Raw genomic sequence first — 13,638 nt, 5'->3', positions numbered from 1 at the left:
GGCGGAAAACTACGACCAATCCCCATAAATGTCAAATGTCATTAGACTATTGTCGACAATGCGCCACACCAACACCGAGACCTGACCTAGATCATGCACCGACTTCAGTCAAGGCCGTGCCGACGGTTATCGAGAGGGCTTCGGGGCTTCGTTTTGCAACGTCGCCGCCTCAGAAAACCCTACACGGGGCAACGCCAAAACGGACGGATCTACAGGTTGATTCAGCGCCCGCAGCACTGGAGAGTCGTACCCGTATACGTCAGGTTTAAACGTCACTCGACCATCATCACTCAGGCCCACTGTCCAATAGGCCAGCAGCACAGGCACCTTCACAGGGAGCCTGATATTTTCTGTAATGCCGTTGGCCAGTTGAGCCTGAATACCGGCGGCGTTCCAGCGACCCGGGTCGTTAAACAACAACTCGACCAACTGAAGCGGGTTTTCAACCCGGATACAGCCTGAACTCGTCGCGCGGCGTGCCTGGGCAAATAACTCGCGATGCGGCGTGTCGTGGAGATACACCGAATACTCATTTGGAAACCGTATGGCAACCTGACCAAGAGAGCTGTCCGGGCCTGCATCCTGGCGCAGTGTGATGCCGCCAGGGTTATGCCAATCAACGGTTGATGGATTCAAGACAGTCCCTTGACGGTCAAGGACACGAATACGGTTTGCGTCAAGGTAATGAGGGTCCTTTAGAATCTTGGGAAGAACATCATTAGTGAGAATGGTCGGTGGAACTGTCCAGGTGGGGTTAAACGTTATGTGCGTAATTTCGGATTGAAATACCGGCGTGCTGCGGAAGGGTTTACCGACCTGCACACGAGAACGCCAGATAACCTTGCCGTCACGGTAGAATGCAATCTTGTACCCGGCGATATCAACAACGACGAACGTGCCCTGAAGTTTATACAATAGCCAACGCGCGCGCTCCATGTTCACGCGGACTTGGTCTATACGCGCACCTATGGGTATATTCAGCGCCGCAAGTGTCGCCGCACCGGCAATGCCATCCACGGGAAGGTAGTGCTCGGACTGAAACCGTTTAACCGCCGCTTTAACGACGTCGTCGTAGTCAGTCCGGGTTGCCACTTGCTTGTCCAGATAACCCCCTGCCGCCAAACGGGCCCGCAACGCCAAGACTGAAGCACCGGCAACGCCTGGCTTAAGTGCCTGCCCGACAGGAATCAGTGACCAGCCACCTGAGTCTCGAAGCCGGCGCAGTTGCGCCAACCCCTCTCGCAGCCGGCTGTAAATCGCATTTTGTGGCGGCGCCTGTTTGAATGCGCGTGCGACGTCATGGTTTTCGACGGCAACAAACAATTCTTTGAGATCGTCACGAGGGTCGACACCGACCGGGTCGAAGTTCCAGTGTATTTCCAAACGCGAGGGGTCGACTTTGCCGCGCCGCAACTGGAGCAGCGCTGCGATGTAGGCACGGGTAGCCGCAATATCAAACATCGCGCGTTGCGTTGGGGACGGCGTCGCTGCATGCATCGACGCGGCTGCCCTGGATAGCTCATCAATACGGAAATCACGGGGATCCAGGCCGTCTGCCTGAATGTCGTTCAGACTTTTCAACAGCTGCGCGACGTCGCTAACGTTCGTCCAGGCCGCACGAAAGCTTCGTTGAGCATAAAAATCGATGACCGCACGACCGACCTCCAGCCGTTGGTGACGGGGTGGGGTGACGGGCAGAGGGGAAGAAGGCGTTACGCCCGACGGGGCGAGCGCGGCCTGGATCGTCTGTGCCACCTCGTCGGCTGGCGCAACGTCACTGACGCTGTGTGCTAAGGTTGTCGCCGAAACAGGCAAAGGCTCTGCCGTCGCTGAGTTGCTTATCAGGACTCCCATAAAAAAGACGCGGCTTAACATGGATAAGTTTGATAGTTGCAGCATGGACGTCCTTAGTTTCTCGTATCAATGGAAAGCTAGCATTCCTAACACTGCTAGGCTCGTATAAATAGCCATGAGACAACCCACATGACGCTCGACCGCTTTGGCTGTTTAATGGCCTTCATGCTTCTGATATCCCTCTCTGCCGAGGTAGCGTACGCCGATTCGCTTGAGGTCGCGCTGGTCAAAGCCGCGCCCGACGCTAACGCCAAGGTTATTGCGTTGGCTGTCCATGCCTCTCAGTGCAGACGGGCACAAGGCGAATCGCCTGCGCAAAGACTCGCCGTCATAGATTACTCGCTGCCCTCCACCGAACAGCGACTGTGGGTGTTTGACCTGCAACGCCGCACATTACTGTTTCATGAACTGGTTGCGCACGGCCGAAACAGCGGCGAAAACATGGCCCGTCAATTTTCCAACCAGAATCAAAGCATGGCCACCAGCCTGGGGCTGTACAGAACGCGTGCGACCTACCTCGGCCATAACGGTTACTCATTGCGCATGGAAGGGTTAGAACCCGGCTTCAATGATAATGCCCTTGACCGAGCGATTGTGATTCATGGGGCACCGTATGTCAGCGGCGATCTGGCGCGTTCGAACGGCCGTATTGGCAGAAGCTTAGGTTGCCCGGCCGTGCGGCCAGCGATTGCTCATCAACTCATCGACTCGATGAAAGATGGCCAGTTACTATTTTCTTATTACCCCGATCCGCGCTGGCTTAACTCGTCCTTGTTTATCAATTGCGATAACGCCACCGTGGCGGAAGCGTCAAAACCGGTTAGAACGTTTCAATAAGTTGACGCGGGATAGCGTGGGACAGTACTGCCATCCCCGCCCTACCCCGCGTATGCCACAACAGCCTGCGTGCTACTTCACCAGCACCACCGGAACCGATACCTCGTGAATGACCCGGTTCGCTACCGAACCCAGCAGCAATCCGCCGAAGCTGCCCAAGCCTCGCGTCCCCATGACCACGGTATCGCACCCCAACTGTTTGACGGCCTCATTGACCTGCTCCGCCACATTGCCGAGGGCCGCGTGGGTTTCATGGGCAACGCCAGCCGCCGACAGTAAAATCGCGGCCTCTTCAAGTACGCTATTGGCCTGGGTCAAGAGCCCTTCGTTGACGTCTTCGACCATTCGGCTCGTAAAGTAGTCCCCGTAGATAACCGGCCCATATTGTGCGTTAAGAACATGAATCTCCAAGGGCCGAGCACTGTCGCGAAAGAGATCAATCACGTACTGCAGAGCACGTTTCGAAGGCTCCGAGCCATCAAAAGCAACCAGAATTTTATGCATTTCAAATCTCCCTTAATGTGTGAAACAACCATAGACCATTTCCCTCAGCGACAGATCCACACCAAGACGACTTGAACGGATGAAACCCTGACACCGATCTTCGACACAGAAATTCCAGGCCACCCGGCCAGGGCTGACGTGTGTGTCGGGGGTAGAAAGTCTCTATGAGTACCTGCGTTGCACATGAGCACTGGCAAGACCAAATTCCCGCCCACAAATGGATTGCGCAATAAATTGACAGCTGCCCGCCAATCCATGATATAAAAATATTATCATCGTGATTACAGATAGAAATGTACCATTTTTACGGATTGCTCAATGAAGACAGTGAAACAACGTTTGCTCGATAGCCTCGAACAATCAACCGCCTCCGGGCGAGCTATCGCCAACTACATGCTGGCTAATTTAAACGAGTTGCCATTCGAGACGGCCGCGAGCATCGCGACCAAGGTTGGCGTCGGCGAAATGTCTGTGGGCCGGTTTTGTCGCTCTATCGGCTATATCCACTTCAAAGAGCTGAAAGCCGATCTTAAAGGCAATATCGGCGACAGCCCTTGGCTGGTTGGTGATCGGCTCAGAGAGTTCGCCACACGAGCACAGTCAGGGAACGACCAGCTCGCCTCCAGCCTGGAGTTTGAAATCAGCACAATGGTTCGCGTTTACGAGATGGCTCAAAGCCCCGAGTTCGAACGCTTCGTAAAGCGTCTGGCGACCCAAGAAACCGTCTACTGCGCGGGATTTCAAACAGAGCGGGGCGTTGCATCGATTCTTGCACATCAGTTGCAATATCTACGCGACGGCGTGCATCTGGTCGATCAGGCCGCTGGCAATTTCGTCGACGTGCTGCTAACCGATCCTTCCAAAATCATGTTGGTCATCATCGACACTCGTCGATATTCGCGCCAAAGCCTGTTATTGGCGACTGCAGCTCAGGCTCGCGGCATACCGGTGACCATCATTACCGACACCTTTTGCGATTGGGGGCCGTCGGTTGCCAGCGAGGTTTTCGCCGTACCGACTGAGCTCAACCACTTTTGGGACTCTCTGGGCCCACTCGTCTCTCTGGTGCAGTTGGCGATAAATGGTGTCTTCGGGCAATTGGGCGCCACCGTCGAGGATCGCTTGAGCCAGATTTTTACCTGCTACAACACGTTCACCGGATACGTAGGAACGCCTCAGGAAGACTAATACCGAGTAAACCAACCCACCGACGGGTCAACGCGGGGAGCGCACATCATGAATGTAATCAAAGGCAAGTTTTACGGGTCGCTGTTCGCTCTCAGCTTCATCTGCGTCGGAGGACTGCTATCAAATGCCGCTTCGGCAGACACCGAAGCGACCTTTGTGCTGCCATCTTCCCAAGCGGGTGCGCCATCTCTGGACCCGATCCGGAGCTCCCTGGTAACGCTGGTCGATGGCCTGATCTATGACCGTTTAGTGGACCAGGGCGCGGATCAGCAATTTCATCCGCATCTGGCGACAAGTTGGGAAACCACGGCAGATGGCATGAGTTGGGTCTTCCACTTGCGCGAGGGCGTCACGTTCCACGACGGTGAGCCCTTCAACGCTCAGACCATTGCCTGGTGGATTCCGAAATTTTCCGGAACCGAAAATGCTTACCTGGTCAGCGCCATCGACAAAGTTGAAGTCGTCGATGACCACACTGTGCATTTCGTCATGAAGCATCCCGACGCCAACCTCCTCTACAACCTGTCGAGCGGTTTTATGGGGGTTCCCAGCCCCAAGGCCTATGACAAGGCGGGCACTGATTACGGCGTGACGGTTGCCGTCGGCACGGGTCCGTACAGGCTTGAAAGTTTTGCTATCGGTTCCGAAGCGGTAGTGGTTCGTAACCCCGCCTACACGTGGGGCGGCGCCCTTTCCGCGAACAAAGGACCGGCAAAAATAGACAAACTGACCTTGCGTGAAATTGCCGACTCCTCGACGGCCTTCCTCGAGTTCAAGACCGGAGGAGTTGACCTGGTGATTGATGTCCCAAGTGACATCCTGGCGCAGTACAAAACATTGGACAACGCAACGATTGAAAGCCAGTCCGGCTTCGGCATTTACTACATGCCAATCAACACCACCGTCGAGCCTTTTACCGATCTCAGGGTACGCAAGGCTGCGGCCCTCGCCATCAACCAACAGGAGATCGTCGACAATCTGTTCGGCGGCAAGGGACGAGCCGCGCACAACTTTCTGATTTCTTCACTGCCGGAATCAAAGGTCGATCCCAAGTTCAATATTTCCCATGACCCTGCACAAGCCAAGGCCTTGCTCGAAGAGGCAGGCTGGAAGGTCGGATCTGACGGAATCCGTATAAAAAATGGCACGCCCTTGAGCGTGACGTTAGTGACGCAAAGCGATACCGAGTTCAAACGCCTGACAGAAGTCATCCAGGCACAACTGAAAGCCGTAGGCATCAACGCAAAAATCTCGGTTTTCGATACCAGTTCGATTCGCGCCGAATACAAGAAGGGCACACAACAACTGGCGGTGCGCAGCTATGGCTGGAACAACGCAGACATCCTCGATTGGTTCTTCAGCGCCGAACGCCTCGGCTACCCCAATGTTTCGATGTGGAAGGACGCCAAGGCGGAGGAGCTGCGAACCAAGGCGTTGACCGGTTCGCGCACACAAGAAGAGCGAACCGCTAATTTTCTTGCTTATCACGAATATGTGCTCAGCCAATATCCCTTCGCCCCTATCTACGAGCCGGAACAGAGTTTGGTCTTCGACAAGGAACACTTGGTACTGCCGGGGAAGATCGATGGGCCACAATTTTCAGCCCAGAGCGTGCTTGATATCGCCATCAAGAAATAAGGATCAGAACATGACGGTGCAGAGACGACTGACATGGTGAGCTATTTCATTCGGAGGCTGCTGGCGATGATTCCGGTCTTTTTCATCGTTTCCGGCGTCGTCTTCCTGATCGTTCATCTGGTGCCGGGAGACCCGGTCGACAACATGATGAGCGTGGGAGCGTCGGTAACCCAGCGAGCGGAAATCATCGCTCGCTACGGCCTGGACCGCAGTCTGACCGAGCAATACTTCACCTGGCTGAACAATATCGTTCACGGCGACCTGGGGATGGCAATCGTCATGCGTCGCCCGGTGGCCGACCTCATCATGAGCAATCTCGGCTACAGCCTGGCGCTGGGCGGCTGGGCATTAATGTTCTCGGCAGTGGCAGGAGTGCTGGCGGGAACGATTGCCGCATCTTTTCAGAATCGCTGGATTGATCACAGCCTGATGGGGGTGTCGTTGCTGGGTTCGACGATGCCCACTTTCTGGCTTGGCCTCTTGATGATCATGCTGTTTGCCGTCGAACTCGGTTGGGTGCCGGTGTCTGGCGCACGTCACTGGACCTCGTTGATTTTGCCCGCGATTACCGTTGGGCTAAGCGGCATGGCGCTGGTTGCGAGGGTGACACGCATTTCCATGATTGAAATTGCCCGCGAGGACTTCGTAATGCTGCTACATGCCAAGGGCCTGTCTCGCTGGACGATCCAGATACGCCACATCCTGCGTCACGCCCTCATTCCAGTGGTCACGATCCTGAGTTTACGCATCGGTCTGATCGTCGGCGGCTCGGTGACAGTGGAGTATGTATTTGCCCGGCCAGGGCTGGGCTCACTTTTAATCCGGGCCCTGGCGCAGCGCGACTACCCGCTGATACAGGGCTGCCTGCTGTTCCTCGCCATCGCCGTCATGCTGGGCACGCTGCTGGGTGATCTGCTGCAAGCGGCGATGGACCCGCGTCAACGTGAGGAAGCCGCCCAATGACCGCCCATTCTTCCGCCGTCTGGAGGAGCATCACGGTGTTGATGCCGACGTTCAGCTCGGCCATCTCGGGTGTCGCTCTGCTGATTCTGATCCTCATTGCCTGCGCTGCGCCCTGGGTGACGCCCTACCCCTACGATCTGCAACATCTCGCCATCGCCACCCAGGCCCCGTCTACCGCCCATTGGTTCGGCACCGACGAGTTCGGCCGGGACGTACTGTCGCGCGTCATCTTCGGCGCCCGGACCTCACTCAGCGTGTCACTGATTGCCATTAGTCTTTCGGTGACGGTTGGCATTCTGATCGGCGCCATTTGCGGCTACGTAGGCGGGCGAGTGGATCGCGCGGTGATGTCTGTCGTCGACCTGACGTGGAGCTTTCCAGAAATCGTGCTGGCACTTTTGATCGTTGCAATCATCGGTCCCGGCTCGTCCAGTACGATCCTTGCCATCAGCATCGCCTACCTGGCGCAGTTCACACGTCTTACCCGCACCCAGATCAGAAGCCTGAAACGTCAAACGTTCGTGGAGGCAAGCTTGAGTCTGGGCGCGGGACCGACGCATATCATCCTGCGTCGGCTGCTGCCGAACGTGGTGGCCCCGGTCATCGTCGTAGCCATGTTGTCGACCGGCAACGCCATTCTCCTGGAAGCGACCCTTGGCTTTTTCGGCATGGGCGTTCAACCGCCGGTGCCCAGCTGGGGAGCCATGATGAGCACTGGATCGGCGCAATTGTTTAGCGCGCCGTGGGTCATTCTGTTGCCCGGTGCGTTCATCGCCCTCTCTGTCATTTTCATCAATCTTTTTGGAGAGGGTGTCTTGCATGCCTTGGATATCAAGGCTCAAGCGAGGAGTCACTAGGCCCATGCTATTGACCATTGAAAATCTGAAAATTGGTTTCGGTCCGTTCGAACCGCTGTCTGGAGTAGACCTGGACCTCGACAAAGGTGAGATTCTTGGGCTCGTCGGTGAATCCGGCTCTGGCAAATCGATGACTGCGATGAGCATCATGGGGCTATTGCCACTGATGGGGGGACGGGTCAAGGCCGGCAGTATCCGGTTTGATGGCACGGAACTCACTACCCTGGACGAACGTAGCTATCGCGCATTGCGTGGCGGGCGGATCGCCCTCATCACGCAAAACCCCATGACTTCACTAGACCCCGTGGTTCGCGTCGGCAGGCAAATCGACCAAGTGGCGCAACTGCATCTGCACCTCGACCGTAAAGAAGCCAAAGCCCGATCGGTCGAGTTGATGGAGCGCATGCGCATCCCGGACCCGGCGCTTGCCTACGATTTGTTTCCACACCAACTGTCTGGCGGAATGCGCCAGAGAATCGTAATCGCCATGGCCTTGGCCGGTGATCCAGAGCTGCTGATCGCCGATGAGCCGACCACCGCGCTGGATGTGACCGTCCAGGCCCAGATCATCCAGCTTCTGGTCCAGCTCGTTCGCGAACGCGGCCTTGGGCTGGTGTTGATCACCCACGACATGGGAGTCGTGGCGCAAACCTGCGACCGGGTCGCCGTGATGTACTGCGGGCAAGTGATCGAATACGGCTCGGTGACGACCATTTTCGATCACCCGCGACACCCTTACACCGGCGCGTTGATCGGCTGTATTCCTCGGCCAGGCATGCTGCCTGGAACCCTGACGGGAATCCCTGGCGTGGTGCCTTCGGCCGGCAACATGCCTAATGGTTGCCGCTTTAATACCCGCTGTAACAGGGTTATGGATGTATGTCGCCAATCAATGCCCACACCCATGAATGAGGCCGGACGCAGCGTCTCTTGCTTCCTGCACACCGCAGGACAGTTGCCATGAAGCCGATCCTCTCAGTACGCGGTCTCGGACGAACCTTTACCAGCGGCGGAGGCATTCTCAAGCCCCGACGTCACTTTCGCGCCGTCAGCGATGTCTCGTTCGACGTGCAACGCGGGGAAATCCTGGGCGTCGTCGGCGAGTCCGGTTGTGGAAAGTCGACCCTTGCCCGCCTCATCATGCGACTTTTGACGCCCACCTGCGGCGAAGTGCTGTTTGACGGCACGGATATCGCCAGCCTTACGGTACGGGCCTTACGGCCACTGCGGCGTCAATTCCAGATGGTTTTCCAGGACCCTTATTCCTCGATCGACCCACGCCAGAAAGTGCGCGATACGTTGCTTGAACCGTTTCAGGTGCAGGGCATCCACCTGTCGTCTGCACAGGCCAGCGCCAAAGTCGATGCGCTCTTGACGATGGTCGCCCTGCCGCTGCACCTGGCTGGCAGCTATCAACATCAGATGTCCGGTGGACAGAAGCAACGGGTAGGCATCGCCCGGGCGCTGGCGCTCGATCCATCGCTGATCGTGCTCGATGAGTCGACAGCCTCCCTTGACGTGTCGATCCAGGCGCAAGTGATCCGTCTACTGCAGGATCTGCGCGATCGACTCGATCTCACCTACATGTTCATTTCCCATGACCTGGCGCTGGTGCAGTATTTCTGCGATCGCACCCTGGTGATGTACCTCGGCCGCGTGGTCGAGGTCCTCCCTCGGGGCGCCACACCGATCCACCCCTATACCAAGGCGCTGATGGCCAGCGTTCTGGTTCCCGACCCGCACCAGCGACACGAGATCGTGCGGATCACCGGCGAAATCCCGAGTGGCTACGATGTACCACTCGGTTGCGCCTTTGCTGGGCGCTGTCCAAAAGTACAACCGCGTTGCCGAGAAAGCCTGCCCATCCTTCGAACCCAGACTGGCGACCATGCCGTGGCGTGCCACGTTCATGAATCGACTTTCCTTGCCCCGGAGCTCTAAATGTCATTCAAAGTCCTCACCGCCGAATTCATGCACGAATCGAACACCTTCAGCACCCGTAAGACCGGTCTGCCAGAGTTTCGGCGCGAGACCTTGATGCTGGGCGAGGAAGCTGTGAAGAAACGTGGCGAATCCAATACCGGACTGGCGGGTGCGCTTAGTTGCGCTGCCGAATTCAATTGGGACATGCACCATGTCGTCAGCGCCTGGAGCGAGCCCTCAGGCCCGGTAACAGTCGAGGCTTATGAATACCTGACGAGGTTGATTGTCGACGCCTCCAGGGCGCAAAAATTCGACGGTATTCTGTTGTGCCTGCATGGCGCCATGGTTGCCGAACATACCGACGATGGCGACGGTGAGCTTCTGGCGCGATTGCGCGCAGTGGTCGGCCCTGATCTACCTATTGCTCTTACACTGGACCTGCACGCCAATGTGACCGAACGCATGTGCGCATTGGCGCAAATTCTTGTTTCCTACAAGACTTATCCGCATATCGACCTTAAGGAGACCGCCTGCCACGCTGGAAACCTGCTGCAGCGAACCATGACGGGCGAAATCAAGCCGCGTACTCTGCGTATTCATCTGCCAATGCTCGAAGAGGCCAATGGCGGGCGTACTGACACGGGACCGATGGTCGAGCGCATCGCCAAGGCCCGAGCCTGGGAAGCAGAACAGCCTGGGGCGTTCGCAGTCAGCATAAACGGCGCATTTCCAGAAGCCGATATTGCCGAAGTCGGGCCTACCGTGCTCGTCACCTATGAAGGCAATGAGCGCCTGCATCGCGCCTTTGCCCAAAACCTGGCAGACGACATCTGGAACCGCCGCGACGAAGTGATCAATACCTATTACACCGTGGACGAAGTGGCGAAGATCGCCCACGCTTACCCCCGTCAAAACGGTCCATTGATTGTCGCTGACTATGCCGACAATCCGGGAGCGGGTGCTTATGGCGACTCCACTGAGCTGCTGCGTGCCCTGCTGGCTGCCGGGGTAGAGGACGCCTGCTTCGGCCCGATGGTCGATCCAGAGGTCGCCGCGACTCTGTGCGAAAAGGGTGTAGGAACCACGGTCACGGTAACAGTCGGAGGAAAGAGCGATGCCCGTTTCGGCGGCGAACCGCTGACCGTGACCGGACGTATCCTGCTGGTTAGCAATGGTGATTTCATCGGCGATGGACCGATGATCGGCGGCCTGGAACAGAGCTTCGGACCGAGCGCGGTGCTGGTGGTCGACGGCATCGAAATCCTGGTCACCAGTGCTGCATTGCAAATGCTGGATCTCCAGCAATTTCGCGCCTTTGGCATCGACCCGGCAGCAAAGCGTGTCGTCGCGCTGAAGTCGATGCAGCATTTCCGAGCCGCTTTTGAGCCGATTGCCAGCAGCGTGCTGGTCTGCGACAGCGGTGCACTCTGCACATTGGATTATGGACGCCTGCCCTTCAGCAAAATACCGCGTCCGATCTACCCGCTAGACCGCGAAATGATCCGCACTACACCACCGCGCTCCGGAGTTTAATATGTCTCAGATTTTTGACGTTGCCGTCATCGGTGGCGGAATTGCCGGTGCTTCTTTCGCCTATCGGGTTGCGGGTCAGCGCTCGCTGATCCTGCTCGAACGCGAAAATCATGTCGGCTATCACTCCACTGGCCGCTCGGCTGCGGAGTTTTCCAGTCAGTTCCAAAGTCCATGGGTCGGCACCCTCGCCGAAAACTCCTACGACTTCCTGGTCAACCCCCCAACCGGCTTCACAGATATCGATCTTCTAATCCCGCGCGGCAACCTCATCATTGCGGCGAGCGCGCGGGCGCCTTTGATCGAGTCAGCATTTCGTCACGCCCTGTCTACTTCACCCGAGTCACGCATGTTGCATCCAGACGACGCTTTGGCGATGGTGCCGTTTTTGAAGGCGGACTATGTTGCTGCTGCCTTCTACGATCCGTTGAGTTGGGATATGGAGGTAGACAGCCTGCTGCAAGGCTACCTTCGCCTGGCACGACAAGCCGGGGCGCAGGTGCAGGTCGCAAGCCCGGTCACCTCGGTCCATCGTGAGCACGGTGTCTATCGTCTGCAAACGCCGGGTGGCGAGATACTCTGCCGAAAAATCGTCAATGCGGCGGGCGCCTGGGCGGATGATTTCGCCGCGCTGGCAGGCCTTGAACGGCTGGGCATCGTGCCCTACCGCCGCACGGCAATCACTGTCGATGGGCCTGAAGGCATGGACATTTCCGCCATGCCAGGTGTGAACGAAGTCGAAGAGGCGTTTTACTTCAAACCTGAATCTGGGCGGATCATGGTCTCACCCGCAGATGCAACGCCGAGCGAGGCTTGCGACGCACAGCCCGATGAACTGGACGTCGCCTACGCCGCACACTTTCTGTCAGAGTCGACGACGCTACCCGTCAACCGAATCACTCACAAATGGGCGGGGCTGCGCAGCTTTGCCCCAGACAAACGGCAGGTCGTCGGTTTTAGTCCGCAGGACGCGGATTTCTTCTGGCTGGCAGGCCAAGGCGGTAGTGGAATTCTAACGTCTCCAGCCCTTTCCGCATGGGCTGCCGGCTTGTTTCTGGAGGGTGCGCCGCCAGCCGACCTATGTAAGGCCGGGATACGACCAGACTTCTTTTCACCCGCTCGCCTGTCAACCCTCAAACAATAGAAATTGTCCGACTCCGACAACAGGATGTGTCGCGGCATTGGTGCTTCTTCAACGACCCGATGGATTCAAACGGCCTTGGTCAAGATGGACATCCGCGAGGAACAGGACGGCCATCTCCAAAAGGCGGCATCAATCACTGAAGTCAGCGTACTCGGCTCCCATCCTGCCGCTACGCTTGACTTGATAGAGCAGCCCGTCGACTTTCTCGACAAATTGCAGCGCAGTGTCATCATGCTTGGGGGTCGTGGTGCCAACTCCGAGGCTCAGGGTCAAGAGTGCTGAAACTTCGGACGTTGGATGGCTGATCTGCTGTTGGCGGATCAGTTGCAGGCATTTCTCCGCCACATCCCTGGCCTTTTCAGCAGTGGTTTCAGGCAGTAACCAAACGAACTCTTCGCCCCCGATACGCGCAATGAAATCCCCTGGACGGTTCGCTGCCTGCGACAAGGTCTGGGCTACTCGCCGCAAGGCTTCATCGCCCTTCACATGCCCGTAGTGATCGTTGTACTGCTTGAAGTAATCGATATCCAAAATAATCAAAGACAGCGGGCGTTGATCCCGTTGTGCACTGCTCCACTCGCGTTCGAGCACCCTGTCGAACATGCGTCGGTTGGCTATCCCGGTCAGCCCATCCTGGAAGGAAAATTCTTCAAGTTGTTTTTGCAGACGAATCAGATGATCTTCGGTCCTCTTGCGTTCGCTAATGTCAAACATGAAGCCGACCAAGGCTTCAACTTCACTACCCTTGCGCACAACGTGCACCACATCGCGTATCCAGACGTAGCCGCCATCCTTGGTCAATGCTCGATAATCCGCCTCATGATCAACGCCGGCCCTGGACTGCGATACGCAGAAGTTAACCACATAGTCACGATCATCCGGGTGCATGCGCGCAACCCAGTCATCAACCCCGATCCAGCTGTCCGGCGTCCACCCGAGCAGCCCTTCGATCTGCGGTCCTATGTAGCTGAACGTCATTGTTTTCCAGTCAATCCGCCAAGGGATTGCCTTGGTCGACTCAAGCAGGGTTTTATAAACAGCACTATCGGTTTCAGGAGGGAGTTTGGCGGTGTTCATATCGACCAGGCCTCAATGAAGGAAGTGCGCAATAGCATGTTGCCACCATCGCGGCGAATCAAGGTCGAATCCATTGAAGCGATGCGCGGAGCTCCACAGTGTTCGCTGAACGCTCCAGGGCCA

12 protein-coding genes are annotated in these 13,638 nt (G+C 57.0%); 9 read left to right on the top strand and 3 right to left on the bottom strand.

The window, feature by feature from the left end:
• Positions 1-126: 126 nt before the first annotated feature.
• Positions 127-1,899: a L,D-transpeptidase family protein gene (locus RHM55_RS23895; protein WP_322178619.1), complete on the bottom strand. Its 1,773-nt coding sequence runs from the start codon at positions 1,897-1,899 to the stop codon at positions 127-129.
• Positions 1,900-1,983: 84 nt separating this feature from the next.
• Between RHM55_RS23895 and RHM55_RS23890 the strand changes: the two genes are divergently transcribed.
• Positions 1,984-2,691 (top strand): murein L,D-transpeptidase catalytic domain family protein, encoded by a 708-nt coding sequence (locus RHM55_RS23890; protein ID WP_322178618.1) that lies wholly within the window; start codon positions 1,984-1,986, stop codon positions 2,689-2,691.
• Positions 2,692-2,763: 72 nt separating this feature from the next.
• Here the strand turns inward: RHM55_RS23890 and RHM55_RS23885 are convergent, their stop codons facing one another.
• Positions 2,764-3,195, bottom strand: a complete 432-nt coding sequence (locus tag RHM55_RS23885; protein WP_322178617.1) for a universal stress protein — start codon at positions 3,193-3,195, stop codon at positions 2,764-2,766.
• 318 nt (positions 3,196-3,513) lie between these two features.
• Between RHM55_RS23885 and RHM55_RS23880 the strand changes: the two genes are divergently transcribed.
• The 8 genes from RHM55_RS23880 (at position 3,514) to RHM55_RS23845 (ending at position 12,438) form a co-directional block, all read left to right on the top strand.
• Complete coding sequence (locus RHM55_RS23880; protein ID WP_322178616.1) at positions 3,514-4,383, top strand: MurR/RpiR family transcriptional regulator; 870 nt, start codon at positions 3,514-3,516, stop codon at positions 4,381-4,383.
• A 48-nt stretch (positions 4,384-4,431) separates the two neighbouring features.
• Positions 4,432-6,021, top strand: a complete 1,590-nt coding sequence (locus RHM55_RS23875; RefSeq protein WP_322178615.1) for an ABC transporter substrate-binding protein — start codon at positions 4,432-4,434, stop codon at positions 6,019-6,021.
• 66 nt (positions 6,022-6,087) lie between these two features.
• A complete protein-coding gene (locus RHM55_RS23870) occupies positions 6,088-6,984 on the top strand; it encodes an ABC transporter permease (protein WP_322178614.1) in 897 nt (298 codons plus the stop codon).
• The gene (locus RHM55_RS23865; RefSeq protein WP_322178613.1) at positions 6,981-7,841 is read left to right on the top strand and encodes an ABC transporter permease; all 861 of its coding nucleotides are present in this window, start codon (positions 6,981-6,983) and stop codon (positions 7,839-7,841) included. The genes RHM55_RS23870 and RHM55_RS23865 overlap by 4 nt, the downstream gene beginning before the upstream one ends.
• A gap of 4 nt (positions 7,842-7,845) precedes the next feature.
• Positions 7,846-8,805 (top strand): ABC transporter ATP-binding protein, encoded by a 960-nt coding sequence (locus RHM55_RS23860; protein WP_322178612.1) that lies wholly within the window; start codon positions 7,846-7,848, stop codon positions 8,803-8,805.
• The gene (locus tag RHM55_RS23855) at positions 8,802-9,782 is read left to right on the top strand and encodes an oligopeptide/dipeptide ABC transporter ATP-binding protein (protein ID WP_322178611.1); all 981 of its coding nucleotides are present in this window, start codon (positions 8,802-8,804) and stop codon (positions 9,780-9,782) included. The genes RHM55_RS23860 and RHM55_RS23855 overlap by 4 nt, the downstream gene beginning before the upstream one ends.
• On the top strand, positions 9,783-11,297 hold the full coding sequence (locus tag RHM55_RS23850) for a M81 family metallopeptidase (RefSeq protein ID WP_322178610.1): 1,515 nt from the start codon (positions 9,783-9,785) through the stop codon (positions 11,295-11,297). It abuts the gene before it with no gap.
• 1 nt (position 11,298) lies between these two features.
• Positions 11,299-12,438, top strand: a complete 1,140-nt coding sequence (locus RHM55_RS23845; protein WP_322178609.1) for an FAD-dependent oxidoreductase — start codon at positions 11,299-11,301, stop codon at positions 12,436-12,438.
• Between the two features lie 129 nt (positions 12,439-12,567).
• Here RHM55_RS23845 and RHM55_RS23840 read toward each other — a convergent pair whose 3' ends face one another.
• Entirely contained in the window at positions 12,568-13,515 is a 948-nt protein-coding gene (locus RHM55_RS23840) for a diguanylate cyclase domain-containing protein (protein ID WP_322178608.1), read from the bottom strand.
• Positions 13,516-13,638 lie beyond the last annotated feature (123 nt).

The organism is Pseudomonas sp. MH9.2, from assembly GCF_034353875.1.
In the GTDB taxonomy this organism is placed as follows: domain Bacteria; phylum Pseudomonadota; class Gammaproteobacteria; order Pseudomonadales; family Pseudomonadaceae; genus Aquipseudomonas.
Note: the sequence above shows the minus strand (reverse complement) of the source record. Positions and strands in the feature narration are given on the sequence as shown.

Bases quoted from the DNA above. Each gene is read 5' to 3' on its own strand.
- RHM55_RS23885 (WP_322178617.1), bottom strand. From the start codon at position 3,195: ATGCATAAAATTCTGGTTGCTTTTGATGGCTCGGAGCCTTCGAAACGT.
- RHM55_RS23855 (WP_322178611.1), top strand. From the start codon at position 8,802: ATGAAGCCGATCCTCTCAGTACGCGGTCTCGGACGAACCTTTACCAGC.
- RHM55_RS23890 (WP_322178618.1), top strand. From the start codon at position 1,984: ATGACGCTCGACCGCTTTGGCTGTTTAATGGCCTTCATGCTTCTGATA.
- RHM55_RS23840 (WP_322178608.1), bottom strand. From the start codon at position 13,515: ATGAACACCGCCAAACTCCCTCCTGAAACCGATAGTGCTGTTTATAAA.
- RHM55_RS23850 (WP_322178610.1), top strand. From the start codon at position 9,783: ATGTCATTCAAAGTCCTCACCGCCGAATTCATGCACGAATCGAACACC.
- RHM55_RS23875 (WP_322178615.1), top strand. From the start codon at position 4,432: ATGAATGTAATCAAAGGCAAGTTTTACGGGTCGCTGTTCGCTCTCAGC.
- RHM55_RS23870 (WP_322178614.1), top strand. From the start codon at position 6,088: ATGATTCCGGTCTTTTTCATCGTTTCCGGCGTCGTCTTCCTGATCGTT.
- RHM55_RS23895 (WP_322178619.1), bottom strand. From the start codon at position 1,899: ATGCTGCAACTATCAAACTTATCCATGTTAAGCCGCGTCTTTTTTATG.
- RHM55_RS23880 (WP_322178616.1), top strand. From the start codon at position 3,514: ATGAAGACAGTGAAACAACGTTTGCTCGATAGCCTCGAACAATCAACC.
- RHM55_RS23845 (WP_322178609.1), top strand. From the start codon at position 11,299: ATGTCTCAGATTTTTGACGTTGCCGTCATCGGTGGCGGAATTGCCGGT.
- RHM55_RS23860 (WP_322178612.1), top strand. From the start codon at position 7,846: ATGCTATTGACCATTGAAAATCTGAAAATTGGTTTCGGTCCGTTCGAA.
- RHM55_RS23865 (WP_322178613.1), top strand. From the start codon at position 6,981: ATGACCGCCCATTCTTCCGCCGTCTGGAGGAGCATCACGGTGTTGATG.